Origin of the sequence: Teredinibacter sp. KSP-S5-2 (assembly GCF_032773895.1) — a bacterium.
Lineage (GTDB): Bacteria > Pseudomonadota > Gammaproteobacteria > Pseudomonadales > Cellvibrionaceae.
The window spans coordinates 301,529-327,895 of the sequence record NZ_CP120416.1 but is presented as its reverse complement, the minus strand read 5'-3'; the positions used below and the strand labels follow the sequence as shown (position 1 = coordinate 327,895).

General features: G+C 45.9%; 20 protein-coding genes. 5 read left to right on the top strand and 15 right to left on the bottom strand.

Translation table 11 applies throughout. From position 1 onward, the window contains the following. Positions 1-428: 428 nt before the first annotated feature. The gene (locus tag P5V12_RS01525) at positions 429-1,334 is read right to left on the bottom strand and encodes a hypothetical protein (protein ID WP_316955473.1); all 906 of its coding nucleotides are present in this window, start codon (positions 1,332-1,334) and stop codon (positions 429-431) included. Between the two features lie 661 nt (positions 1,335-1,995). Further along, complete coding sequence (locus P5V12_RS01520; protein ID WP_316955472.1) at positions 1,996-3,636, bottom strand: sigma-70 family RNA polymerase sigma factor; 1,641 nt, start codon at positions 3,634-3,636, stop codon at positions 1,996-1,998. Between the two features lie 178 nt (positions 3,637-3,814). Here P5V12_RS01520 and P5V12_RS01515 point away from each other — a divergent pair, with 178 nt between their 5' ends. Continuing rightward, a complete protein-coding gene (locus P5V12_RS01515; RefSeq protein WP_316955471.1) occupies positions 3,815-4,285 on the top strand; it encodes a nitrogen fixation protein NifB in 471 nt (156 codons plus the stop codon). A gap of 278 nt (positions 4,286-4,563) precedes the next feature. Here P5V12_RS01515 and P5V12_RS01510 read toward each other — a convergent pair whose 3' ends face one another. From P5V12_RS01510 to P5V12_RS01485, 6 genes are all read right to left on the bottom strand, one after another. Next, positions 4,564-5,205: a hypothetical protein gene (locus P5V12_RS01510; RefSeq protein WP_316955470.1), complete on the bottom strand. Its 642-nt coding sequence runs from the start codon at positions 5,203-5,205 to the stop codon at positions 4,564-4,566. Further along, complete coding sequence (locus tag P5V12_RS01505; RefSeq protein ID WP_316955469.1) at positions 5,205-6,083, bottom strand: hypothetical protein; 879 nt, start codon at positions 6,081-6,083, stop codon at positions 5,205-5,207. The genes P5V12_RS01510 and P5V12_RS01505 overlap by 1 nt, the downstream gene beginning before the upstream one ends. A gap of 219 nt (positions 6,084-6,302) precedes the next feature. Further along, the gene (aceF, locus tag P5V12_RS01500) at positions 6,303-8,243 is read right to left on the bottom strand and encodes a pyruvate dehydrogenase complex dihydrolipoyllysine-residue acetyltransferase (RefSeq protein WP_316955468.1); all 1,941 of its coding nucleotides are present in this window, start codon (positions 8,241-8,243) and stop codon (positions 6,303-6,305) included. A gap of 15 nt (positions 8,244-8,258) precedes the next feature. After that, entirely contained in the window at positions 8,259-10,913 is a 2,655-nt protein-coding gene (aceE, locus tag P5V12_RS01495; protein WP_316955467.1) for a pyruvate dehydrogenase (acetyl-transferring), homodimeric type, read from the bottom strand. Between the two features lie 410 nt (positions 10,914-11,323). After that, positions 11,324-14,173, bottom strand: a complete 2,850-nt coding sequence (locus P5V12_RS01490; RefSeq protein ID WP_316955466.1) for an insulinase family protein — start codon at positions 14,171-14,173, stop codon at positions 11,324-11,326. A gap of 143 nt (positions 14,174-14,316) precedes the next feature. After that, positions 14,317-15,396, bottom strand: coding sequence for an AI-2E family transporter (locus P5V12_RS01485; RefSeq protein WP_316955465.1), 1,080 nt, complete (start codon positions 15,394-15,396; stop codon positions 14,317-14,319). A 344-nt stretch (positions 15,397-15,740) separates the two neighbouring features. Here P5V12_RS01485 and P5V12_RS01480 point away from each other — a divergent pair, with 344 nt between their 5' ends. Further along, positions 15,741-17,192 (top strand): M48 family metalloprotease, encoded by a 1,452-nt coding sequence (locus P5V12_RS01480; protein ID WP_316955464.1) that lies wholly within the window; start codon positions 15,741-15,743, stop codon positions 17,190-17,192. Here the strand turns inward: P5V12_RS01480 and P5V12_RS01475 are convergent. Then, entirely contained in the window at positions 17,189-19,309 is a 2,121-nt protein-coding gene (locus tag P5V12_RS01475; RefSeq protein ID WP_316955463.1) for a putative bifunctional diguanylate cyclase/phosphodiesterase, read from the bottom strand. The genes P5V12_RS01480 and P5V12_RS01475 overlap by 4 nt on opposite strands. Before the next feature lie 367 nt (positions 19,310-19,676). Here P5V12_RS01475 and P5V12_RS01470 point away from each other — a divergent pair, with 367 nt between their 5' ends. Further along, a complete protein-coding gene (locus P5V12_RS01470; RefSeq protein ID WP_316955462.1) occupies positions 19,677-20,561 on the top strand; it encodes a UDP-2,3-diacylglucosamine diphosphatase in 885 nt (294 codons plus the stop codon). Between the two features lie 9 nt (positions 20,562-20,570). Here the strand turns inward: P5V12_RS01470 and P5V12_RS01465 are convergent, their stop codons facing one another. Further along, complete coding sequence (locus tag P5V12_RS01465; RefSeq protein ID WP_316955461.1) at positions 20,571-21,383, bottom strand: ion transporter; 813 nt, start codon at positions 21,381-21,383, stop codon at positions 20,571-20,573. A gap of 58 nt (positions 21,384-21,441) precedes the next feature. On the opposite strand from P5V12_RS01465, the gene yciH reads away from it, so the two are divergent. Both yciH and P5V12_RS01455 read left to right on the top strand, forming a co-directional pair. Further along, positions 21,442-21,762, top strand: coding sequence for a stress response translation initiation inhibitor YciH (gene yciH, locus P5V12_RS01460; protein ID WP_316955460.1), 321 nt, complete (start codon positions 21,442-21,444; stop codon positions 21,760-21,762). An 86-nt stretch (positions 21,763-21,848) separates the two neighbouring features. Continuing rightward, positions 21,849-22,385 (top strand): energy transducer TonB, encoded by a 537-nt coding sequence (locus P5V12_RS01455; protein WP_316955459.1) that lies wholly within the window; start codon positions 21,849-21,851, stop codon positions 22,383-22,385. Positions 22,386-22,603: 218 nt separating this feature from the next. On the opposite strand, the gene P5V12_RS01450 is transcribed toward P5V12_RS01455, so the two are convergent. From P5V12_RS01450 to fabZ, 5 genes are all read right to left on the bottom strand, one after another. Further along, the gene (locus P5V12_RS01450) at positions 22,604-23,104 is read right to left on the bottom strand and encodes a PilZ domain-containing protein (protein WP_316955458.1); all 501 of its coding nucleotides are present in this window, start codon (positions 23,102-23,104) and stop codon (positions 22,604-22,606) included. Between the two features lie 257 nt (positions 23,105-23,361). After that, positions 23,362-23,946 (bottom strand): ribonuclease HII, encoded by a 585-nt coding sequence (gene rnhB / locus P5V12_RS01445; RefSeq protein WP_316955457.1) that lies wholly within the window; start codon positions 23,944-23,946, stop codon positions 23,362-23,364. Then, on the bottom strand, positions 23,936-25,102 hold the full coding sequence (lpxB, locus tag P5V12_RS01440) for a lipid-A-disaccharide synthase (RefSeq protein WP_316955456.1): 1,167 nt from the start codon (positions 25,100-25,102) through the stop codon (positions 23,936-23,938). Before lpxB ends, rnhB begins: the two co-directional genes overlap by 11 nt. Beyond that, the gene (gene lpxA / locus P5V12_RS01435; protein WP_316955455.1) at positions 25,102-25,887 is read right to left on the bottom strand and encodes an acyl-ACP--UDP-N-acetylglucosamine O-acyltransferase; all 786 of its coding nucleotides are present in this window, start codon (positions 25,885-25,887) and stop codon (positions 25,102-25,104) included. The genes lpxB and lpxA overlap by 1 nt, the downstream gene beginning before the upstream one ends. An 11-nt stretch (positions 25,888-25,898) precedes the next feature. Continuing rightward, positions 25,899-26,339, bottom strand: coding sequence for a 3-hydroxyacyl-ACP dehydratase FabZ (fabZ, locus tag P5V12_RS01430; protein ID WP_316955454.1), 441 nt, complete (start codon positions 26,337-26,339; stop codon positions 25,899-25,901). Positions 26,340-26,367: the final 28 nt, after the last annotated feature.

The following is a 26,367-nucleotide window of genomic DNA, read 5'->3' as shown; positions in this document are numbered from 1 at the left end:
CATGGATGTGCTTATGCCGCGGAGGGCAGGACGCCCGAGAGCGGCGCAACATGGATGTACTTATACCGCAAAAGGCAGGACGCCCGAGAGCGGCGCAACATGGATGTAGTTATACCGCAAAAGGCAGGACGCCCGAGAGCGGCGCAACATGGATGTACTTATACAGCAAAAGGCAGGACGCCCAAGAGCGGCGCAACATGGAAGTTTATGTTTAACAAGGAAGTTGTTGTACCACCCTGGGCAGGATGCCCTGAAGAAGCAAAACACGGAAGTACCTATGCAATAGAGGAACGGAAGCAACCAAAGGAGAAGTACAACAGGACGTAACTGTATTGCATCAATTAAACCTGGGAGCGGTATCACATGGAAGTGCTTGCTTGACGAAAGTAAACCGAAAATCTCAAGCAAGCATGTGGCCTAGTAAAAACTTAATCCGAAATACGTATTCCCAACTCGGCCTGCACAATCGGTTTGCCATCAAACATCGCATGGCATTGAATTACATCCACATCGTGCGCCTGCTCAAGATGAATACATTCCAGTTTTAATACATCGTGAAATGAATCCTGAACCTCGTTTTTAATTTCCGCATATTTCACCGCGTAATGGTAATGGCGTTTACCGCGACGCCCCGCCGCCATGCGGGAAGCCAGGGTAGATAACCCGGCCACAATAAACGGCACGGGGTAACAACGTAGAGTATGAATGCAGTTTTCCTGCACACCATCCAAACGCAAACGCAAATCCGCTTCACCGGTTGTATTACTCAGGCGAACATGGCTGATGCTTTCATTATCGTAACGAAACACACTCAAGCCATCGGACACCAATGAGCGATGAGAAATAAATAGCTGGTCAGAATTAATCAGGTAGGTATCGGCCAGGTAACTGTTGTCCGGCTCTTTAATTAATTCATATTCAAACACCACAATATAAATTAATTCGCCCTTCATACCTTCGAGGCGGGCGGTCACCGTCAGAGCTTTAGAGCGGCGTAATTTACGCGGCACTAATTTAGCCCGAACGACAAACTCTCCGGTCGAATTCAGCGTATTGGAATCCGATGTGCGGGTAACTTTGGCACTGCGCATATAACAGGAGGCCTGCACCGATGCGTATTTGGTGGAAATCGCCACCAGCTTGCCCAAGGTACCCAGGTGACGCACTGCTTCGGCCATAGACATAGGCTCCCACTCGTAGCGGGAAATATGGCTTTTATTTATCAAAGCACATAGCCAGCCGTTGGCGTCGACACAGACGTTATTCAGCCCCGCAAAGGAGCGGCTAGTGCCTAGGCGCTCGTCAATACGGCTGCGAAAATGCTTATGGATCATAAGCTTGGATACCAACCTACTACCTCCTATGCATACAAAAGCAAATATAGGCGACATTAAGTATTAGCAGTTGGTACAGTAAACGCAAGCAATTAGTTTTTGTTAATTTGAACAAGGTATCGAAACAAAACCGTCATTTTGTATCTTTTTTAACCCGTTCGTATTTTTTTAGAACATAAAGAATTGATTTGGAAGATAGATAGAAGCAACTTACTCGCCCTGTTTCAATAGGCAGGAACTGTTAATAAGGTTAGCAAGCCCAAATGAAGAAGATTTAGGCCTGGAATATAGATTGGTAGGATCGGAAAACAATCAACCAGCTATACATCAAAGATTAATAAAATCACTCAACAACAGGTAACACAAACTCTGTTTAGTCACTCTTCCCACAACGAATTTATTCCTAAAATTTTAAAACCAAACATAAAAATGGGGATGGAATCAAAATCAGAAAGAGGCATGCCAACACTTAATATTAACTGGATATATCGACTGTTTAATGTATCTCAAAAAAAAAGAATGTATTTTGTAAAGTACGGTTTCTTGAAATTGTTAAAAAATTCGGCTCGCACTAACGATAAAAACAGGTAGATGTTTTTCGTTAGTGCATGTTTCAACGATTAGAAATCGATATTAAAGCGTTTAGTTGAAGCAGGCACTTCTAACAAAAGCTATCTTGTTTATTTTTTTTGGCCATCCGCCTGCGTACCATATTTGAGTGCCATATAGCAGGAACAATGACTAGAACCGCCATAACAGTCAAAACCCAGAGATAGTTTTGACTAAACGCCGAGAGGTTCACCAATTCCCCTGCCAACTCACTATTAACATGTTCTGCAAAAGCAATCGGCGCTATCGCAGCATCCCTCGCCGCAGCAAACCCTGCACTAAAGGCACTTTCCCAACCGAGGGAAGAAAGTGATGAATAAGCTTTATAGGCGATCGCCGAAGCGCCAAAACCAATCACACCAATCGCCAGTGTGCCAATAGCAATCGGCCCCAGCCCAACTGCGCCAATGGAAACAATACCAACTGACACGATACCAACACTAATAGGAGCCATCGCATAACCGCCCCAGGCAAACAACAACCCATAAGCTCTATCGCCACCAGCTATCCAAGCAAAAGCCGGGCTATCTCCCTGCTCTGGCATCCCCAGTTTAAAATGCAGCAAAGGAATTCCTAAAAATTGAAAGCGGGTTTTAAATTCCCGTTGCCGCGAATTAATCGTATCCAACTCCCCCTGAAACGCTTCAGGAAACAACCTGCGCTCCTGCGCACGCATTTTCGGCAAACCTTTTAACATGTATATTAAAAGCAAGATATACGCTAAACCGAAACTAAAAGCTAACGCATGAGCGGCTATTGAGTAAAACACCGTTGCACTCATGTCAGCTAAGGCTAAACGCTTAAACACCAGCATACCTATCACATAAACAATAGCGATGAAAAAAAACAGTGATACGTGCTTAATGGCAGTGTGTTTTTCTCGCTTTGTACGAGATTGGTCTAAGCTCGCCCGCAAACTAAAAAAGCTACTGATAACCCCGGAAAAGGACGCCAGCATAGTCAACACGCTAGCCAATTTAAACCAGGAACCGGTTTGTACAACACCGGCTCCCAATACCGAAGCTTTCGTTTTCGGTGCAGCAATACCCACGATAGCCAATAGCACGGCTGAAGTAAAAGATGCTCCCGGCTTACTCTTCTGTAAAGCATCTTCTACAAAAATGATCATAGCCTGTTGCAATAATTTTCGGCCGCGAGACAAACGCTTTTTAACAGTCGCTTCCGTGAGATCCAACTCCGTCGCAACGTGCTCAACGGACTGATGCTCTCGATAAAACAAAATTAAAGGCTCTCGGTAGGTATTAGGTAACTTCTCCAGTGCTTGCCAAAGCAACTGTTGCTCCTGCTCCTTGATTACACCATCGTCAACCTTGGATTGTTTGGTTTCACTATCCTGAACATCATCCAACTGACCAGCACCGCCAAGCGGCTGCCTGGCCTCTTTGCGTCGATAATGGCTAACTTTGAACCTCAGAATCCCACACAACCAGGACTTGAGTTTCTCCGGATCACGGAGAGTAGCCAGCTTGTGCCAGGCATCGATGAACACCTCCTGAGCAATATCTTCACTGTGTTTGATATCCCCCACAGATGAGTAAGCCAGGGAACATAGAAGGCTCTGATAGCGCCCCACAATTACACCAAAGGCATCGCGATCACCACCCAGCGAAGCTGACACCAACCCCGCGTCACTGAAGTCACTAAGCTGAACTTTCTTTTTAAAAATACCCATAGATCGTTATCTCGAAGCTAGAAATGAAGAATTACAACCTAAGTGCCCTACTAGCAAGAAAAGGTGACAACAATTAGCAAAAATATTTCGAAGCCAAATGAAGGCACCCACCTTTATTGTTGCCAAACATGCGGTATTTCGATAGCCGCTATAAGCACACATGCTCAAGGAGAGAGTCATGCCCAAACCGAGAAAGGAACTCATTGCTTTAGATGCCACGCCATACTACCACTGCACTACCCGATGTGTACGCCGCGCCTTTCTGTGCGGGAAAGATAGTGTCACAGGTCAATGCTTTGAACACCGCAGGAAATGGATTGAAGATCGCATTCTTCAACTATCGAAAGTATTTTGTATTGATGTCTGTGCTTATGCTGTGATGAGCAATCATTATCATGTGGTGCTCCATGTGAATCAGAAAAAAGCCCATCACCTGGACGATTTAAAGGTCGTTTTGTTTTGGCATCAACTATTTAACGGCACAGAACGAACAAAACAATTTGCTAAAGGTGAGTTTCTGGAAATAGCCAAGTTAACGGCGGTGCACCAGAAAATTGAACGTTGGCGTAAACGTCTGGCGGATATTAGTTGGTTTATGCGCTGTATCAGTGAGCCCTTGGCCAGACTAAATATCGATTCAAGGCAGTGAATAATACTCACCACAAAATTCGAAAGCCGATTTAAGCACATCATAGGGGCTGCGGAATCGACAAAAAGCTTAGCCAACCAGTTTAAATACACACGCCCAAAAACTGGCACTTTACCGGAACACAAGCTCATTCCAGCCAATAAGAACAGTACATATTTATTCCAACGAATTTATGACAATCGAAAACCTGGGTTTATCTGATTATGACTGTCTTATTTATTTGTCAGAATCCATAACCAGACATTGGAAGACTGAGGACTTAGCATCTTCATACAACCTCACTTAACCAAAATAAAATATTTTACGTAATCCTCAAGCACCTTGTATGGCGCGACATTTTTCAGATATTCGATCAAAATTTTTCTGGAAATAACATACGCAAAAAGGATGTAACCAAAAACAAGAAGTATAGCAAGAACAATACAAACCACTTTCAAATATATAGATAAGACCAAGTACATTATGCAAACCATAAAAGCAGTTTCAGCACTTTCTTTATAGATATCTATGGATTTAATTGAAGCCTTAGCTACCATCTTTTTCGCATCAAAAGACTCTTCAACAACCCTCTCAATATTTTCTTTCGGAGATCCTCTAAGACATTCAATTCGCTCCACCAAAGAACCAGCAATAGAAATATTTTTTGATATTATAAATTTAATTATATAGCTGTTAACAAACGGAAGAAAAAAGTAACAAAGGGCAGCCAAAAAAAAAGCAACCACCACTTTTGACGAGGAAAGAATCTCTCCAAACAACGCAACAAGACTCTTTAAGTCTATTAAATAAAAATCCTGAGAAAACAACTTATCCAAATCAGGAGAAGTTAAAACCAGAGAAACTATTAAAAAAAAAGTCCTCCACCTAGTTATTACAGGAGAAGCCGTTTCAACAATAGCATCAACAATTCCATCAATCATTATAGCCGCTCGATAAGCGAAGCAAACACTATATCCCCGCGCAGATGATCAAATGACTCATAAACTGCCAGGGGGCATGCCCAAATGGAAAACTTTTTTTTACTAAGATTAAATTTATTAAGAGCTACGGCATCCATTTCACTCACGAACAGAAGGTTCATTTCTTGACCTGTTAAAGCACTAACAAATATTCCAACACACGGAAAGGTTTTGCCTCCCGTTCGCTTAAGCCCTTCAAGGATCCCATCATACTTTACAGGTTTAGCAAGCCTCTTTTGTGTAACAATCTTACCAAACGTTTTAGCATTCACATGAGAAAATGAATAGTTTGCCGTTTTCCCTAAAGTATTATTAACAAGCTCAATAGTATCATCAACACTAGACTTGGCGCGTAATGGTGAAAGCATGGTATTTATATCTTTTAGCACTGCTGTCTGCGCATAAGATCGCTCTAGCCTATTAGCACCAGCATTCAAATCTTCCTGAGTAATATTCTCAACATTTTCTCTCTCGATATTTCCTCGGACATTGTCAAGCTGGTTAGCCAACGATCCGTACTCATACTCTAGATCCTTAGCGGCTTTATCGTATGGTTCTCGAAGAAATTGATTTAACCTTGCGCCCACACCATCTAATAGATTGCCTACCAAAGGGATTTTTACAGATCCGTCTTCAAAGGGGGCCAAAAACAAATCTGCACTTTCATATAGAGATGAAGGTAAAGCGGATCGTTTCTTTAAATCTCCATATTTTTCATACAAAACCACTTTATCAATTGCCCGTTGCAAGTGAGGCAGTGTATGCGATACCGTCCTTAAAGAGATTTTGTTATCTGGAGCAAGCGTTCCGCTTATTCGTAATATAAGCTCTCTATTCATCAGTTCATCCCAGCTTTCCAATAAAAGATCAAACTATATGATTGCCAATCAAATTAACTTACATAGATAAACTCCCGCATCACATCTATGCATATTGAAGTAATATCCACAAAGCATCGCAGATAAACCTTAAACCCGCAAATAAAGCAGGTGATTTTATGCTACCCACAAAAAAGCCCGCAAGTGCGGGCTTTAGTGGAATCAATTTTAAGCGCTAAATTAAAGTATTAGCTGCCGTAAATCGCCCAATATGGAGCTGAGGTAAGTAAAGAATCGACCTGCATCTGCACCATTGATTGCTCGATGGTCGTAGGACAAACACAATGGCAGCATTTGTCGAGGTTCGAATTCTTTGCCGTTCCAAACCGGTTTTATGGAGGCTTTGGAGACACCCAAAATTGCCACTTCCGGTGCGTTTACGATAGGTGTAAAGCCTGTACCACCAATTGGCCCCAAGCTGGAAATGGTAAAGCAACCGCCTTGCATTTCCGCTGGTTTTAATTTGCCTTCACGGGCTTTGTTGGCCAGTTCGGTCGACTCTTTCGCCAATTCATAAATACCTTTTTTGTCGACATCGCGAATGACGGGCACAACCAGACCGGCTGGCGTGGCCACGGCAACACCGATGTGAACGTATTTCTTCTGCACGATATGTTCGCCATCCGCGTGCATGGAAACGTTAAAGCTTGGCTCGTATTTTAATGCTGCGGCACAGGCTTTTAACAAGAAAGGTAATGGCGTTAATTTCACACCGGCTTTTTCGGCCTGTGCTTTCATATCCTTACGGAAGGCTTCCAGGTCGGTGATGTCGGCATCGTCAAACTGGGTAACGTGCGGCACGTTTAACCAGTTGCGGGTCATATTGGCCGCAGTGAGCTTTTTAATTTTGCTCATTTTCTGCAGTTCAATGTCACCCCATTGTGAGAAGTCCACTTCCGGGATAGGCGGAATGCCAGAGGTTCCCGCAGCCGGCGCGGATGCCGGTGCAGAGGAGCGCCCTTGCATAATAGATTTCACGTAAGCGTTAACGTCGTCTTTGTTCAAGCGACCTTTTGGCCCGCTTGATGGCACTTTGCTGAGGTCCACACCCAACTCGCGCGCCATTTTACGAACGGCTGGGCCGGCGTAAACGGAGTCACTGGAAGAAAATTGGGGGTGTAATTCGTTGCTTGGTGTTGGGCGGGAGGATTTAACTTGAGGAACTGCGACAGAGACATCGGCGGCGGGAGCAGCGATTGCTGGCTCGGCTTCGGCGGCTCCACCTTCTACCTGTAACTGGCAAATAGGATGGCCAACAGAAACCTTATCGCCTTCGGCAATGGTCAACTTAATAATCTTGCCCGCTTTCGGAGAGGGCACTTCCATTGATGCTTTATCGCTTTCCAGAACGATCAGTGAATCGCCTTCGGCAATCTCGTCACCTTCAGCCACGCAGACTTCAATCACGTCGACATTTTCGTCGCCACCCAAATCCGGGACATTGATATTTTCGATGGATGGACCCGAGCTGGCTTTAGGTGCAGCCGCAGGCACTGGTGCAGCAGGAGCTTCGGCAACAGGTGCTACTTGAGGCGCAGCCGCAGAAGTGGATTCCAAGATCAGAATCTCATCACCTTCAGAGGCCTTGGCCCCTTCTTTAATGGAGATGCTTACCACTTTCCCGGAAGCAGGAGATGGCACTTCCATGGAGGCTTTATCGCTCTCCAATACGATGAGGGAATCCCCCTCTTCGATGTCATCGCCGACTGCAACACAGATTTCAATCACGTCTGCACTGGAGTCACCACCAAGGTCTGGAACCGGAACCACCAGTTTACCACCGGATTGTGCGGCGGGTGCCGGTGCGACTTCAGGCTCAGCCTTGGGCGCTTCTGCCGCAGGGGCAGGCGCTTGTGCTGGCTCACTTTCCGCTTCGCCAGCGCCTTCGGTTTCCAGTTCAATCAGCGCATCACCTTCGGAACAGGTATCCCCTTCTTTAAGCAACACGGAAATCACTTTACCGGCTTTCGGTGAGGGAACATCCATAGACGCTTTATCGGATTCCAGGACAACCAGCGTGTCTTCCACAGCAATCACGTCACCTGGCGCAACGCTGACTTCAATAACGTCGACGTTTTCGGAACCGCCAATATCAGGTACTTTAATAATTTCTTTAGCCACTGATTAACGCTCCTATTAGCAAGTCATCGGATCAATTTTTTCGGGGTTGATGCCATATTTTTTGATGGCTTCAACAACGTCGGCTTTCTTCATGCTGCCTTCTTCGGCCAGCGCATTTAGCGCGGCAATCACCACATAGTGACGATCCACTTCGAAGAAGTGACGCAATTTGGCGCGGCTATCACTGCGACCAAAGCCATCGGTACCCAATACCGTGTAGGAACCAGGAACAAACCGGCGCAATTGTTCACCGTAGGCTTTCATGTAGTCAGTCGAAATAACGAATGGGCCATCGGCACCTTCCAACTGCTGAGTCAGATACGGCTTACGCGGTTCTGCTTCCGGGTGAAGAAGGTTCCAACGCTCTGCGGCCTGACCGTCGCGCGTAAGTTCGTTCACGCTGGTCACACTCCAGATATCGGATTCCACGCCCCAGTCTTCACGGAGTAATTCTGCTGCCGCTTCCACTTCACGAAGAATTGAGCCACAACCCATAAGTTGTACTTTTTTCTTCTTAACGTTTTTCTTGCCGTCTTTGAGCTTGTAAATACCACGGATAATGCCTTCCTCAGCGCCTAGCGGCATGTCTGGGTGGCTGTAGTTTTCATTCATGGTCGTGATGTAGTAGAAGCAGTTTTGTTTTTCAACAAACATGCGCTTCATACCGTCGGTGATGATCACCGCCAACTCATAGGCATAGGTTGGATCGTAAGATCGGCAGTTTGGAATGGTATTTGCCATCAAGTGACTGTGACCATCCTGATGCTGCAAGCCTTCACCGTTCAATGTGGTACGACCTGAAGTTGCACCAATCATGAAGCCACGCGCCTGGATATCACCGGCCAACCAGGCCAGGTCACCAATACGCTGGAAGCCAAACATGGAGTAATACACATAGAAAGGCACAAGCGGGATATTGTATGTGCTGTAGGAAATACCACAGGCAATCCAGGCAGACATTGCACCGGCTTCGTTGATGCCTTCTTCCAGAATCTGGCCTTTTTTGTCTTCTTTGTAGTACATGATCTGATCGTGATCATGTGGTGTGTATTTTTGACCCGCTGAAGAGTAGATGCCCAACTGACGGAACATGCCTTCCATACCAAAGGTACGCGCCTCGTCTGGCACGATAGGCACAACTTGTTTGCCTATATTTTTGTCTTTGGCCAGAGTCGATAGGTAGCGAACAAACGCCATTGTCGTTGATATTTCACGATCGCCGGTAGACTTAAGCAGGCCTTTAAAGGTATCCAGGGAAGGAATATTCAAGGCATCAAAGTCTGCCTGACGCGCTGGCAGGTAACCGCCTAACTCTTCACGACGCTTACGCATGTAGACCATTTCTGGCGAGTCGGGTGCTGGACGATAGTAAGGCACATTTTTCAGATCATCGTCGGATACCGGAATCGCAAAACGGTCGCGGAATTTTTTCAGGCTTTCAATATCCAGCTTCTTCACCGAGTGGGTGATGTTGGCTGACTCGCCCGCTGCACCCAGACCGTAACCTTTTACTGTCTGAACCAGAATGACTGAAGGCTGACCTTTATGGGCCGCCGCTTCAGCGTAGGCTGCGTAAACTTTCTGAGGATCATGACCGCCACGATTGAGCTTCATAATGTCATCGTCAGACAGGTCTTTCACCAGTTCCAGCAACTCTGGGTATTTGCCGAAGAAGTGTTTACGTGTGTAAGCACCGCCATTGGCTTTGTAGTTTTGCAGTTCGCCGTCGACTACTTCGTTCATGCGCTTTTGCAACAAACCAGTAGTGTCTTTTTCCAGCAGGCGATCCCATTGGTCACCCCAGACAAGCTTGATGACGTTCCAACCTGCACCGCGGAAAACGCCTTCCAGCTCCTGCATGATTTTACCGTTACCACGCACAGGGCCATCAAGACGCTGAAGGTTACAGTTGATGACGAAAGTCAGGTTTTCCAACTGTTCGCGACCGGCCATGGAAATCGCACCTAAGGATTCCGGCTCGTCCGTTTCACCATCGCCCAGGAAGGCCCAAACACGACGGTCGCCACGTGGCGATAAACCGCGCGCGGACATATAACGCATAACGTGTGCTTGATAGATTGCCTGGATTGGCCCCAAGCCCATGGATACGGTTGGGAACTGCCAGTAATCCGGCATCAACCAGGGGTGTGGGTAAGAAGAAAGACCGTTGCCGTCCACTTCGCGACGGAAGTTATCCAATTGCTCTTCGGATAAACGACCTTCAACATAGGAACGGGCGTAGATACCGGGAGCACTGTGGCCCTGGAAGAAAACCAGGTCACCTAGCTGGTCGCCGTTGTTGGCCCGGAAGAAGTGGTTGAAACCCACTTCATATAATGTTGCCGCCGAGGAGAATGTCGAGATGTGCCCACCAAGCGCATCTTCATTGTCGTTGGCGCGCATGACCATTGCCATAGCATTCCAACGTACCAGGGAACGGATTTTCCGCTCCATGAATAAATCCCCTGGGTGACGTTTTTCGTCGCTAGCAGGGATTGTATTCACATAAGGTGTAGTGATGGCGGAGGGTAGTCTCACCCCAGTTTGTGTTGCCTTGTTAGCAAGCTGAGACAACAGGTAAGCTGCGCGCTCTGAGCCATTGTGCTTAATGACAGACTCAAGTGCATCCAACCACTCCTGGGTTTCGAGAGCATCGGTATCCTCAAGCATTAAAGCCTCCTCGATGACCGCTTTTGTGTTTGCGGCGTAAATAGTCTAGAAAAAACTGTATCAATCAACTGCTCTTTTGAAGCAGCTAAATAACATGTGTTTAGAAAGTGTCTTGATCAAAGATTTCTGTAAAGAATGTACTGAAGACAAATCAGCGAGTGCTTTTTGTCGCGATTGACCAGTACGGCATTTACAGAAAATACCTCGCCCAAATGTTCAATGAGCCAGGTCAATCGAACACAAAAAGTGTCACGATTCTACACACCTAAAACAGATATATCCAGCGCCTCTTTAGCTGCAGCGCAGCAAAATCAAGGCCTGCGCCCCAGTTACCAGGCTCTGCCACGGAGAAACACAGTGTTACCCTGTGGCGTAAAACATGTCTCATTCCAGCATTATTGCCAACCACTTTAAGGGTAGACGTAGGCCTTTTGCTTTGCCCGGAAGGCCTCATAATCCTCTACTTTCCTCAGCGGCAAGGCCGACTGAGCAGAAATTGGAGTCAAAACCACTAATGGCTTGGCGGACTCGACAAATACTGAGCGGTAGAAAGTCTTCATATCTTCCAGGGTGAATCCCCTGACCAGGTCGGCCATGCGCTGGTATTCATCAAAGGTCAGGTCGTCGACCAGAATGCTCGTCCACCATTGGTTTACCTGCTCTGCCTGCCCCTGAGCTTTTTCCGTCAATATATTGATCAAGGCCTGCTTGTCCCGCTCCAACTGCGCAAACACCTGGCTCTCGGAATCAATAAAAAACTGGTGAATGTGCTCCAGAATTTTCTCCGGCTCGACACTTGGGGACTGAACCAACGCGACTATAGCGGGAACCTCCCGGATCGGATAGAACGAGGCATTCACAATATAACCAAGCTGCTGTTCGGTTCTCAAACGATGGTAGAACAACGTCTCAATGCTTTGCCCCAACAACCTCATTCGCGCTTGCGTCGCCAAGGTGTCGTCCGGCCCCTGGTAATATGCCACAACCGCTTTGTCCTGGTGATTCACCGGCACTTCAACGGTTGGAATTGTATCGGTTTGCGGTAGGTTAACCACTACCCCTTCGGCAATAACCGGTGACTTGGCACGCTTAACGCCAAAAACACCGTCGAAACTTTTTATGATTTTTAATACCGGGCGGGATACGGCTCTGGCTTCAACCGAGGTCCAGTTACCATAAATAAAGACTTCAGCTTGCGCCGTATCCAGAAGCCTCTCGCTGTAACGGGAAAAACTGTCGAAGGTGATATTTTCCAGCGCTGTATTTTCCTCTTCCCACGACCAATAAGGGTGGTATAACACCGCGGGCATTTCGGTTAACAACTGATGATAGGGTGTCGCCAGCTTTTTATTTTTGTGTTCTCGAATAAAGTCGTTTCGAATTTGTTCAAAATATTTTTTGTTTAACGCCTTACGATACTTCTTGTTTTTCCGGTATTTGCGAATGTCGCTGGCCACATCCAAGACTAATTTGTCCAGAGAGTCATCGTAGCCCGAAAAATTCAAATCAATTCCACGGCTGTTGGTTTTTAGTTGGTAGCTCAAGCCTCCCATCGATGCCGCATAGGCAGTTTCATTCATCGATTCTTTCAGCAACTCGAGTGCAATTTTGGCGGCAATGTAACCTTCGGCACTGGAGGCAACATCCGGCAATTTAAAACGGGCTTTCACATAAGCAACCGGCAGTTCAAATTCATTATCCGGGGCATACCACACCTTGTAGGCATCGGCCTGATCAATAAGAATCGGTTGTTTTTGTTCTGTCTTACCCTGCAAGGTAAAGTTTTCTGGTAAATAGCTGTTGGGTTCTGGCAACGCCAAACTTTGCTTCAGGCTGTTGCAGACGTCAGATTGACAGGCCGCTTTCACCGCAACGTTTTCCATAAAAACATAGGGCGTTTGGTAAAACGGACTCACCTGTTCCGATTCCACACCGGGTGCAACAATTTTTCTCACTAAGTTGCGCGGTGACAGGTAAGACAAGTAACGACGAATCAATTTCTCGTCATAGTTTTCAAACAGGTACAACGAAGAAAAAATATCCCGAATGGGAACGTCATGCATACTTCGGGAGTAATACATGGCTTCGCGATAGGCCGAGATTTTATCCGCGTACTGGAAATTCATCTGCCCGGACTTTTTCATTTCTTCGAACCGCCACTTGGCGATTCCCTTGTTCTTTAACAGCGCGGTATATTCAAAAAATAACGCTTCAATATCCGCGATGTGCTTGACCCCTTCTTCCGTTAATTCCATCTGTACTGAAAATAACTCTCCACCGGGCCAATCCATTCCGGCTCCTGCACTAAGAGCCGTCACCCAATTGTGGGTTTTAAGTGCAGAAAGCAGGCTCCCCTTACCTTCATGCCCCAGGAAGAAACCAAGATACGACAAGGGTTTTTCCCGGTAATACTCCACTGTGGGCGGAACAGGAAATAGCAAACTTAGGGTGCGTGATTCTGTCAGGGGTTGAATCTGGATTTCTGCTGGCAGGCGATCCTTAGCAATAAATTCGGCAGAGCTGGTTATGGTGTTTTTCACTTGGCGTTTTGGCACATCGCCAAAAAGCTCCTGACTCAATGCCGCTAGTGCTGCAACCGATTGGTTACTCACCAGTACAAGCGACATGTTGTCTGCAGAATAATGCTCTTTATAAAAACGGACCAGGTCATCGTAAAGTGGCCTGGGTGAATCTACGTTAAGCGTATCCAGATTGCCGGTAGAAAACTTGGCAAGGGGGTGGCTGGAATCGAGGACGGTGCGCAACACATCCATTTGCCTCCGCCCCTCGTTACGATATTTTGATCGGAACTCTGAGTGAACCGCGTTTCTTTCACGCTCAATATAGGTTTGATCAAATAACGGGGAAATGAAAAACTGGGCAAAGCGATCCAGCCCCTGTGCAAACGCCGAATTTTCGATATCAAAAACATAGGCGGTATGCTCCAGGCTGGTGTAGGCATTATGCTGTCCGCCGTGCCCGGTAACAAAATCCTGAAACTCGGACGATGATGGATATTTTTTGGTGCCAAGAAAAAGCATGTGTTCTAAAAAGTGGGCAAGCCCCATACGGTCTGCGGGGTCATTGCCACTGCCGACATTCACATCCAGCGCCGCCGCGGAGCGTTCTGCTTCTGAGTCTGAAATAATGAACACCCGCAATCCGTTTTCCAGCTCCAGATATTGGTATTCACGCTGATCGCTAACGGGTGTAACAATATCCAGGGTGGAGGATTGTTTATTCTCAACCCCGTAAGCCATATTCCCGCAGGAACAAATAAGAATTAGAAGGGTAAAGAACAAACGACTATGACGGGAAAGACGCAACATAAAAACTCTATTCTGGTTAGAAGAAAGCCTCCACTTTTGCGAAGGCCACTCACGAAACGCTACTAAGACAAGGCTTACACCGGGGAAGTTTCAGCCGTCTCCTGCTTATGTTTAGTTGGCCAGGCATTCATAATGGCCTTACACAACGTCGCCAAAGGAATTGCGAAGAACACCCCCCAAAACCCCCAAAGACCGCCAAAGACCAGAACCGCGAGCACAATCACCACAGGGTGCATTTTTACCGCTTCAGAAAAAAGCAACGGAACCAGAATGTTGCCATCAATGGCTTGGATAACACCATACGCGATCATCACGTACATCAGATCTGTCGACCAGCCCCATTGAAAAAACGCAATAATGGCAACTGGCAAGGTAACCACCGCCGCACCGATATAGGGGATTAACACCGACATCCCCACGGCAACCCCCAACAGCAAGGCATAGTTCAACCCCAGAAAGCTAAAGGCAATGCTGGTCACCACCGCAACGATGAAAATTTCCACCACCTTACCACGAACATAATTGGCGATTTGTTCGTTCATTTCCCGCCAGATTTTACGCATCACAGGACGTTCTCTGGGTAAAACGCTGGTCAGCCAGGCAATCATTTCCTTGCCATCTTTTAAAAAGAAAAATACCAGGATAGGCACAAGTACAACGTATATTAATACCGCAACCAAAATTGGGAGTTGAGCCAAAGAAAACGAAACAACTGATTGCCCCACATGGCCCAGATCCGCTCTTAAGCCACCAATCAATCCTTTCACCTGCGCTTCTGTAATCAGACCGGGGTACTTTTCCGGTAACAGCAACAGCACAGACTGACCTTCCATAAGCATTCGGGGAGCTTCGGCAAACAGGTTCAGCAGTTGTCGCCATATCGCGGGAAGAATATAAATTAAAGCGACAACAATGCTGCCAGCCAGAACGAGAAACGCAATCGACACCGCCAACAGGTGGCCACAGCCCCAGGATTCCAGCCGCTGTACCAACCCCTGCATGAGAAAAGCAATAATTAATGCCGCGATCATGGGCGCCAATACCACCCCCATGCTCAATACCACAGCAAGACCAGCGATGAGCATTACCGCAACTAATACCGCTTCTTCATCAGCAAAATAGCGATCAACCCAACGTTGTATAATATGAATCACAGACTATTCACCTTCGTATAAGACGAAACCGTTTGATTATTAACCAGCCTGCAGAAAAGCAGGACACTGCTTTGATAAAAGAATGATTCGCTTTCTGCGTTGTCACCCCCTCTGCCTAGCCAACTTTCCCATTGCGTCCTGCTACATGGCAATCACGCCATCGCAATAACATCTCCAGTCTTTTCTTCTACGGGCATAACGGGAACCTCATGCCGGCTGCGCAATCTAACACACATAACGGCAAGCCGCAGCGAAGCGGTTTGCGCAGGCAGTATAGTGCATTACACTTACGCTCTTGAGAAGCTATAACTGGCAAGATAAAAACTATTTAATCGAGATTTAAATTGGGACATTCAATACGGTTCTTCATACTTTGGCTATTGCCAGTTTTCACCCTATTATCCCTACCGGTCAGCAGTTCCACGGAAGTTGAATTACCGGACCTTGGGCAATCTGGCGGAGGCATGCTCACCCTGGCTCAAGAATACGAGTTGGGGCAAAAATGGTTACGGGTATACCGGTCACACATTCCCACATCGACCGACCCTTTTTTGCAGGACTATGTTGAACAAACCATTCTAAATCTCGCCCGTTATAGTGCGCTGGAAGACAAACGTCTTGATGTTCTGGTTATCGAAAACCCGGCAATTAACGCATTCGCTGTACCGGGAGGCGTTATCGGTGTGCACACAGGGTTGTTTAAGTATGCAGAAAACCAGTATCAGTTTTCGTCCGTACTGGCTCACGAATTGGCCCACTTAAGTCAACGACATTACTCTCGCCGATTAGAAGCACAAAAAGACGCGCAAATCCCCACGCTTGCCGCCATTATCGCCAGTATTCTTCTTTCTGCTACCGCAGGCGGTGACGCGGGTATTGCTGCCATTTCCGCAACCCAAGCCGCGGCGATGAGCAACCAACTAAGTTTTAGTCGACAAATGGAAAGAGAAGCGGATCGTGTTGGAATGGAAACCTTAGTTCGCTCTGGTGCAGACCCTTCTGCCATGCCAGACATGTTCGAAGAGATGTTAAAAATCACTCGCTATCAGCGCCGTCCCCCCGAGTTTCTGTTAACTCACCCGGTAACAGAATCCCGTGTTACAGATTCAAAACTGCGCGCACAGAAGTACCAAACCCAACCCCAGTTTGCCAGCCTAGAGTACCTTTTATTAAAAGCCCGCACCAATTTATTGCACGAGCATAACCCGCATAAAGCCGTGCGTATTTTTGAGTCGATGCTGGAAAGCAAAGTCACTCCCGTTGAACCAGCAAAGTATGGTCTTGCACTCGCCTACACCCGCACAAGGGAATTCGCCAAAGCGCAAGAACTGCTGACAGAATTACTAAAAGGCGATTCGAAGAACTTTTTTTACATTATCGCCCAGTCCAAACTCTGGTCCGAGGAAGAACAATTTCAAAAAGCGGTCAAACCTCTTGAGGCATTACTCAAAGATTACCCGCGCAATCACCCGCTAAATGTTTCTCTGGCAGAAATATATATGCAGGCAGGTAAATATGAACAGTGCCAACAATTGTTAGAAAGACATGTTGAGCGCCGCCCCAAAGATGACTATGTGTGGTACTTACTTGCCGAAGTACACGGCTTGGCAGGAGATATACTGGAAGTCCATCGCGCCAGAGCCGAATACTTTATGCTGAACGGTTTGCCTGACAAAGCGGAAATTCAACTTAAAAATGCACTTAAGCTGGTGGATTCAGATAAATACACACGCGCAAAAATCGAACAACGCTTAAAAGACGCAAGAGATATGAAGAAGGATATGGAAGGCAACTAGTTGGGCATATCCAATTTGGGAATTTCCCAGCTTGAGCTTTCCAGCCAGTCACAAATTTCATTTTCGCTCATTGGACGGGCAATGTAATACCCTTGAGCGCTATCACATGATAGCTTTTCCAAACGATCATAGGTTTCCATACACTCCACACCTTCTGCCACAACGCTAAGACCCAGATTATGCGCCAGGTTTACTGTGGAGTTAACGATTATCTCGTCCTGCTCATCACAAAGCATGTTGAAGATAAACGAGCGATCTATCTTCAAACTCTGAACAGGCAAACGTTTTAAATACGCCAATGACGAATAGCCCGTCCCGAAGTCATCAATTGCTAATACCACACCCAAAGCGTTAATTCTTCGTAGTTGAATCAACGCACGATTGGGGTCGGACATCAACGTGCTTTCGGTAATTTCCATTTCCAGATATTCGCCGGGAAGACGATATTCCTGAAGCAGCTTGGCTAAATCGGTAATCAATCGGTCATCGGTAACATTTCGCGCAGACAAATTCATCGCAACCGAAATATCCATTCCCATGCTTCGCCATTTTGCACATTGCTTGATACTGTTTTCCAACACCCACAAGGTCAGCGGATAAATTAAATTCGATCGTTCGGCTATCGGAACAAAATCTGTCGGCGGAACAAACCCCATTTCAGGATGATTCCATCTTACTAGCGCTTCAAAACCGTAGATTTGATGGTTTTTCAAATTAATCTTCGGTTGGAAATGTAAAAGTAATTGTCCTTCACGAATCGCAATACCAAGAGCGCCCATTAATTCCAGACGCTTGGGTGAATGAGGGTCAAAACTGGAATCGTAAATTGCCACCCCCTTCATGGTGGTTTTAGCCTGGTACATCGCCACATCAGCATATTTCATCATGGTGCTGACGTCACAGGCCTGATCCGGGCACAACGAAATTCCGATACTGGCGCTAATTTCTGTTCTGTACCCCTCAACTTCAAAAATCTGGCAGATGCAATCAAGAAATCGATGACCCAACACTGCCGCTTGTTGTGTATTGCGAATGTTGGGCAAAAAGATAGCGAACTCATCTCCGCCAAGACGGGCAACCGTACCGGGCGTATCGCCAAGCTCAGCTTCTAATCTGGGCCCGAGTAATTTAAGTACTTTATCCCCTGCTGCATGACCGAGTGTGTCGTTGATCTCTTTAAAGCGATCAAGGTCAATTAGCATTAAGGCCATTTTTTGTTTTTCTTTTCTATTCACCAACGCTTCATCAATACGTCGATATAAGAGTGTTCGGTTAGGTAAGGTGGTCAGGGAATCATGAGTCGCCAGATACTCCATCCGATCGATATAGCGTTTTTGATCGGTAATATCACGCGTGGTCCCCCAAGCTCGAGTCAGAAAACCATTTTCAATAATGCCCGTCGCTGAACTCTGCAAACAGTTGCGTTCGCCATGACGATTTATACGGGTAAACTCTCTGTCTTCCAGACGATATCCTCCCTGAACAAAAACCAGGATATCTTTTTTGGTGGAGAGCGATCCATTTCGATGGATAGGAAGTCCAAGCAGGTCGTTAATGTGTGAGGCATCGAAAAGCCGTGCCAGCCGTTCATTACACTCCACAAGAATTGCGCGCTTTATAATCAGTTCGGCTTGTTCTTCCGGCGGTAGACGGGTATCGACAGGAGGGCAGACATCGTAACGCCAAATAGCATCTGCACTGTTGGCAATAAACGCTCGATAACGGGATTCACTTTCACGCAACGCCCGCTCTCTGACAACGTTTTCGGTAATATCGGTCATCAATAAAAGGACGCCGGTGATCCTGCCATCGTCCTCCGCTGTCGGTACTTTATCAACTTGAAACCAGCGCTCGACACCGAGGTTGACTTCCCGCTCCCGAACACCCCAAGCCGGTGTCCCGGTACGAATCACCTGCATGATTTCTCGCTGCCTTTCCGATGGGTCATCCCAATGCACAGCGATTTCAAGAAAACTTTTACCTTCTATACCATCCAGAGGGCTCCAATGCTCGATTGCTTTTTGATTTCCGTGTTTTATAACTCCCCAACGGTCCATATAAAGAACCACAGAGTGCATAGCGTCTAGCAACTCTTGAAGCTCACGGTTATTGGACACAGAGAAGCTTCTGAGTTGACTACTCTTCCTTTGCGTGGGCGACTCTTCAAATAAGGAGATGCCCCTAAAGTCAGCTCGCAGTTTGCTCATACAAAACCAAATTAGTTCAGCATTTAGGCTAGTCCCTGCATTATTTACGTTATTCCCAGCCGCAATGTACGTTAATAAACCCCACACCTACTGCGGTATCATTGAGTATAGACCACCCTCAACGCGAATCAGCAACAAAATGACCTTTCAAATCAAATACCTTCCACATAGAAATAAATCGAATATCACTCCTTGATTTCGTATACATAACTTTGCTTTCACAGGAATTTAATAAATACATAATACGAGTTTCATAGAAGCTTTTAACAATACGCGGATGCACGAATTAACCAATACCATTGTTAAAAACATTTCAGCAAAACGCGCCGGTCAGAGTGAAAGCGGAACGACACCGCCTTCAGTGAACGACTTTCGGACAATTTTCATTTCTGATGTTCATTTAGGCACCAAAGACTGCAAAGCGAAACAACTCAATAACTTTTTGAAACACTATTCCTGTAACGAGCTATATTTGGTCGGCGATATTATCGATGGCTGGAAAATGCGTTCCGGGATCTACTGGAACAAACAATTTAACCGTTTTGTTCGACGTGTTTTAAAACTATCCAAAAAAGGAACACCTGTCTTTTATATTACTGGTAACCATGACGAATTCTTGCGTAGGTTTGCCAACAATCGTTTTGAAAACATTCAATTGCTGAATAAAAAAATTCATATTACGCAAGATGCAAAACGTATTCTCGTCATACATGGCGACCAGTTCGATGGCGTCACGCGGTGCAGCAGATGGCTAAAGTTTATTGGCGACCACGGTTACGAGTTTTTAATGATGCTTAATCGACTGTATAACCGTATCCGGGCAAATTATGGTTTTGGTTACTGGTCTCTCGCCAGCTTTCTAAAGCACAACATCAAGCGGGCAAAACAGTACATTCATGACTATGAAGACGCAGTGACTCTGGCTGTAAAAAAACAAAACTTTGACGGTGTAATATGTGGCCACATCCACCATGCAGCCATAAAAGATTCGGAAGGGTTCCAGTACCTGAATACGGGGGACTGGGTTGAGTCCTGCACGGCGATTGTGGAAGAACACTCGGGAGAGTTTCGATTAATTCACTGGCTTACTGACCCCAACAATACTGCCGTAGAACCACATAAAGCAGCGAAGATAAAAGCCCCCAGCCCTGCGCTTGCTTGAAACCGGCCGTCAATCGGGGATCTTCCCTCCGCAATATTTACAGAAGTGCGCATCGACATCATGCCCATACCGGTCACAAATACCACAAGCCTTATTATTGCGCTCTCGCTGTATTTCCTGTGATAACTCGGCGGTTAGAATTCCTGTCGGGATGGCAATGATCGAATAGCCGGTCAACATCGCCAAAGAAGCAATGAACTGTCCTAGTACCGTGTGCGGTGTGATATCACCGTAACCAACGGTGGTAATGGTCACGATTGTCCAATAGATACTTTTGGGAATACTGCTAAAACCGTTCTGGCCACCTTCAACAATATACATAAGCGAGCCAAACACCGTGGACAAGACCAACACCGATATAAAGAACACCAGGATTTTGCGTCTCGCCATACCCAGGGAGCGTATTAACACATTCGCTTCGGACAAGTAACGGAATAACTTGAATACTCTGAAAACCCGTAGTACCCGGAACAAACGAATCATTAATAAGTAGTTAGCGCCGGAGAAGAACAGACTCAGGTAACTTGGCAAAACAGATATTAAGTCAATAAAACCATAGAAACTGGTGACATAACGCCAAGGTTTTGGCGAACAGTATATCCGCAGCATATATTCCAACGTAAACAATATGGTGAAAAACCACTCGGCAATACGGAGGAAGTAGTGATATTCACTGGCCAAAGCCTGCACGGAATCCAGCATTAGCACCAACATACTGATCAGGATGCAGGCGATTAAAGTGATATCGAAATATTTACCCGCTGGCGTTGTGGTACCAAAAATGATGGTGTAGATCTTTTCTTTATGTGTTTGATCATTCATAGCAAAACTGAGGGTTATAATGGCCTGATTTCGCGAAACAATACGAGAATGTCGAGATATGAGCAATTCAAGACTGGTTTACTCTACAGATCAGGGCCGCATTAAACCAGAGAAGGAACAAAAAACACGAGAACCCGGCGATGGCGTCATACGAATTCGCAAAGAAACCAAAGGCCGGGGTGGAAAGGGCGTATCCATTATTACCGGCTTCGATCTGAGCGATGACGATTTAAAGACTCTGGCCAAGAAGCTAAAACAGCTTTGCAGCACCGGGGGAACCGTCAAAGACGGCACCATAGAAATCCAGGGTGATCACCGACAAAAACTCATGGAACACCTGAAAAAACTCGGTCATACCGTCAAACTCAGCGGCGGCTAAAACCAGAATGTAATATTGGAGTGATTTTTGCACTTAGTCTTATGTTACATGACAAAGTCAAATAGTCGTCGCTTGAGGAATTATCTATGCTAACTGGTGACTTATGGCCAATTATTGACACAGGCATTAAGCTGGCCCTTGGTGCAGGTATGACGGTTGGTGCAATCTGGTTGTATTCATTGAAACGCGCCAAGTTTACGCGCAACGAGTTTGAGCCACGCCAACACAGAGTGGCCTTGTTCGAACAGATTTCATCGGATGTCGGACAGGTAAACCATTCGTTCGCAAAATATTCGGCGCTGGTGATTGAATCTACCCGTTTTGGCAAACGCTGGCCTGCGGCGAGAAAACAGGAGCTTGAACGTATTAATGCTGAGCTGGTTCGCGATTTTGACAAGTTGGCCGCTTCCGAGGCCAAGCTGTTAATGCTGGGCGAAAAAACTATGGAAAAAACCCTTCGCTTATATGGAGCCAAAATCGCGCTCTTTAGAAAGCAGGTATATATCGGCAGACAAGACATCAGTGATCAGGAAATCGCAGAGTTAAAACAAGGTATTCTGGAATTACGCGAACGTTTTTACGATTTACTCAGTCGCCGTTATGATCGCTTACTTACGGCTTAATTAAAAACGCGATCACCAACGCGGCTCAAAGCACCAATAACCTTGGTGCTTTTTTTGTGCCTTAAACCAAGTTGCCAATTACCCCGGAAACATAGCCAAACAAATTCAACCAAGCGTCTCACCGACACAGGTCGGTTTAAGCCGAGGAAAAAATAGACGAAAAAAAGATATTTAAGTAATCCCCTTAGCTATAAAGAGAAGAACTCAAGAGAAGTTAACTATCTGGGAAAATCAGCGGCATACTTTGCGACCCATTCTCTAGCCGCTTCTTCGCTGGTCAAATCGCGCCCTTCGTGCTGGAGTACGTTCACTCGATAGTCTTCGATATGGCAAACCTGCTCTACCATGCGAACGCTGTATTGGGTTGAGGTGTCTTCAAATTTAACACCGACTGCATAGTGATCTCCCTCTTGATGACACCATGCCACCTGACCATCTGCACGATAATCGCTGGTATCAACCGGGATTTCTATACGAATATGTGCCCCCGCTCGTAGCGGACATTCTGAATTAAAACACAGACCACCGCGGCTGACGTCTTTTAGCCGTTCTGCCTTACCTTCAGATTCTTCCAAACAATAGCGAATGGGAATACCTGACGGATGTCGAATATAGCGTCTCATAATTGAACGCCCCTCAAACACCAATTTCAGCCAGTTTGAGTAAAGACTCTTCCATGCGCTCATTTTGCTTTCCATTACTTGGCATTTTGTTTCCACAATCATCACCTCAATTTCTGAGATTCGGGTGCCAAAAAATGACCACATTTTTTGCTAATTATAAATAATGCAAAGTCTCTACCAGAGTGACCCAGGACGTTATTTTTTGCGCCTCTTTTATCGCACTATCTCAATTAGCGGGAATCAACAGAAACTGTCCATCCCCCCACCAGTATATGTAGGTATAGCTGAATATACCTACAAAACAACCGTCGTTAGGGGTTTGCGGATAAAAGGTTGAAATGGCCTATAAACGCTCAAAAGAGCGTTTGCTGGGAAATGACTGCTTTGACTGGAGCAAAAGATTTTCGATGATGTTTAGTCACACCATATTCCTTTATGGCATCCATGTGAACTTTGGTGGGATAGCCTTTATGTTTGGCAAAACCGTACTGGGGAAATTCTTTATCCAACAGAACCATTTCCCGGTCTCTGGTCACCTTTGCAAGAATGGAAGCCGCGCTGATAGAAGGGATTAAACTATCCCCCTGGACAACCGCCTCAGCTTGATATTGCCATTGCGGTATTTTATTACCATCGACATAAACAAAAGTCGGTTGCACATCCAACCCTTCAACGGCTCTCTTCATGGCCAGAAGGCTGGCATGTAAAATATTCAGCTCATCAATCTCGGCAACATTTGCCCTGGCAATACACCAACTTACCGCCTGTTCTTGGATCTGACCGAACAATAATTCACGTTTCTTCTCAGAAAGTTTTTTTGAATCGGTTAAGCCCTCGAGCTGAAAGTCGTTTGGAAGAATGCATGCCGCGGCAACAACGTCACCAGCTAAAGGCCCTCTCCCCACCTCGTCCACACCCGCAATAATTTTATTTGTCATTTATTTCAGCCAACCTGCTTTCAATTGCCTTTACTGCCGTTGCTCCGGCTTGTTTTTTTAGCTCAATATGAATTCGCTGGTATTCTGTTAACAGACCATCTTCTGTTTGACTTTCACGCAACATAGCCATGATTGACTGAGCGATATTTTCAGCCGTCACCTCGTCCTGAATTAACTCAGGCACCAGCTTTCTTCCCGCCAATAAATTGGGCAGACCGATGAATTCAATATCCACCATACGGGAAAGAATCTTGTAGGAGAAATTGGCAAGGCGATAAGCAATCACCATCGGTTTTTTCAACAACAGCGCTTCAAGCGTTGTCGTCCCGGAAGCCATAAGTACTGCATCCGCAGCAGCCATAACAGTGTGCGACTGTCCATCAGTTAAGACGATATTTAAATCTGAATAACTCACCATGTAGTTTTGCAATTCTGCATATCTTTCCCGGTTCGCTGCTGGAATGAGAAACTGCATATCTGGCATTTTATCAGCACATAATTTCGCACCCTGAAGAAAAACATCTGCCAGTTTATCCAACTCGCTTTTACGACTCCCCGGTAGAATGGCTACCGTCGTTTTATCTGGATGATATTCTTTATAGACCGTTAGCTTTTCTTTAGCGCTATCGATATCCAATTCCAGTGGAATTTGATCCGCAAGTGGATGACCAACACATACGCAATCAATATTATTTTCGTCGTAGATTTTCTTTTCAAACGGAAAGAGTGTGAGCATCAAATCTACGGATTTGGCAATATTCTTAATACGCCCTTTGCGCCATGCCCAAACAGAAGGACTCACATAGTGAACCGTAGTTATGTTTTTTTCCTTCAGTTTTCGTTCTAAAGGAATAGTAAAATCAGGAGAATCGATGCCAATAAAAACATCCGGAGGATTTTGAATAAAATGCTTCTTAAGCTGAGATCGAATAGATAGAAGTTGGGGCAAGCGTTTTAGTGGCTCAACGATCCCCATAACCGACAGGACATCCATCGGAAACAGAGAAGAAAAACCCTCTTCAATCATTTTGCTTCCGCCGACGCCTTCAAAAATACAGTCTGGGTGACGTAGCTTTAACTCACGAATTAAATCCGCACCGAGAATATCCCCAGAAGCTTCTCCGGCAACAATTCCCACGCGTCGAATGTTGGACATCAACGCACAATTCCGCGTTGAGAAGCCTCCAAAGATGCCAACAAGGTTTGCATAAATTCCTGAGATGCAGAAGACATCGTGTTTATTTCTTCAATCGCAGCCTCTTTGGTCAAGCCTCGACGATAGATCAGCTTAAACGCTTTGGTAAGGTCTGCAATTTGCTCTTTGGAAAAGCCTCGTCGTTTTAGACCTTCCACATTAATATTTCTGGCAGCGGCAGGAGCACCCGCAACCATAATGTATGCTGGTATATCTTTACCAACGGCACAGCCCATACCGGTAAACGCGTGTGCACCAACATAACAAAACTGATGAACCAGAGTGTAACCACCTAAAATAGCCCAATCATTCACGACCACATGACCAGCAAGAGAGGCGTTATTTACCAGAATACAATGATTACCGATCACACTATCGTGCCCGATATGGACATAGGCCATTAGTAAATTGTCATTGCCGATGGTTGTTTCACTACGATCCTGAACGGTACCGCGATGAATCGTGACACCTTCACGAATAATATTGCCATCACCGATAACTAAACGTGTTGGCTCTCCCTGGTATTTCAGGTCAGGCGTGTCTTCCCCGACAGAGGAGAATTGATAAATCCGATTATTTTTCCCTATCCGAGTTGGGCCTTTAATCACAACATGAGACTCAATAATTGAACCTTCCCCAATAACAACATCCGGTCCAATAATGGTGTAAGGACCGATACGCACGTCGTCTGCAATTTCTGCATTAGAATCGACAATAGCTGTTGGATGTATTAGTGGGGAGCTCATCACTAACCCCTTTACCCTACACTTCTGTCTGCGCACATAATTGTCGCACTGGTCACCAGTTCATCATCAACTTTAGCACTGCATTCGAACTTCCAGATACCACGTTTTACCGAGACAATTTTGGCTTCAAAGAATACTCGATCGCCCGGAATCACTTGTCTTTTAAATCGCACATTATCGATACCGGCAAACAAATAGACGGAGCCGTCATCCGGCGTTTTATCCATTGTTTTAAAACCCAAAACACCACATGCCTGAGCCATAGCTTCAACCAACATAACACCAGGAAATACTGGGAAATGCGGAAAATGTCCCTGAAAGACTTCTTCATTTACAGAAACGTTTTTATACGCAACGATAGATTCACCTTCGATTAGCTCAACCACTCGGTCAATAAGCAAGAAAGGGTATCTGTGGGGTAAGTATTTTTTGACTTCAAGTATGTCCATCATTCTTAATGTTGCCCTAGAACATGTATGT

Excerpts from the sequence above, each read along its gene's own strand:
- aceE (WP_316955467.1), bottom strand. The coding sequence starts at position 10,913 with ATGCTTGAGGATACCGATGCTCTCGAAACCCAGGAGTGGTTGGATGCA.
- rnhB (WP_316955457.1), bottom strand. The coding sequence starts at position 23,946 with ATGACAAATAAAATTATTGCGGGTGTGGACGAGGTGGGGAGAGGGCCT.
- P5V12_RS01465 (WP_316955461.1), bottom strand. The coding sequence starts at position 21,383 with ATGAATGATCAAACACATAAAGAAAAGATCTACACCATCATTTTTGGT.
- lpxB (WP_316955456.1), bottom strand. The coding sequence starts at position 25,102 with ATGTCCAACATTCGACGCGTGGGAATTGTTGCCGGAGAAGCTTCTGGG.
- P5V12_RS01515 (WP_316955471.1), top strand. The coding sequence starts at position 3,815 with ATGCCCAAACCGAGAAAGGAACTCATTGCTTTAGATGCCACGCCATAC.
- P5V12_RS01490 (WP_316955466.1), bottom strand. The coding sequence starts at position 14,173 with ATGGCTTACGGGGTTGAGAATAAACAATCCTCCACCCTGGATATTGTT.
- P5V12_RS01525 (WP_316955473.1), bottom strand. The coding sequence starts at position 1,334 with ATGATCCATAAGCATTTTCGCAGCCGTATTGACGAGCGCCTAGGCACT.
- yciH (WP_316955460.1), top strand. The coding sequence starts at position 21,442 with ATGAGCAATTCAAGACTGGTTTACTCTACAGATCAGGGCCGCATTAAA.
- P5V12_RS01470 (WP_316955462.1), top strand. The coding sequence starts at position 19,677 with ATGCACGAATTAACCAATACCATTGTTAAAAACATTTCAGCAAAACGC.
- P5V12_RS01505 (WP_316955469.1), bottom strand. The coding sequence starts at position 6,083 with ATGAATAGAGAGCTTATATTACGAATAAGCGGAACGCTTGCTCCAGAT.
- P5V12_RS01455 (WP_316955459.1), top strand. The coding sequence starts at position 21,849 with ATGCTAACTGGTGACTTATGGCCAATTATTGACACAGGCATTAAGCTG.
- fabZ (WP_316955454.1), bottom strand. The coding sequence starts at position 26,339 with ATGATGGACATACTTGAAGTCAAAAAATACTTACCCCACAGATACCCT.
- P5V12_RS01510 (WP_316955470.1), bottom strand. The coding sequence starts at position 5,205 with ATGATTGATGGAATTGTTGATGCTATTGTTGAAACGGCTTCTCCTGTA.
- lpxA (WP_316955455.1), bottom strand. The coding sequence starts at position 25,887 with ATGAGCTCCCCACTAATACATCCAACAGCTATTGTCGATTCTAATGCA.
- P5V12_RS01520 (WP_316955472.1), bottom strand. The coding sequence starts at position 3,636 with ATGGGTATTTTTAAAAAGAAAGTTCAGCTTAGTGACTTCAGTGACGCG.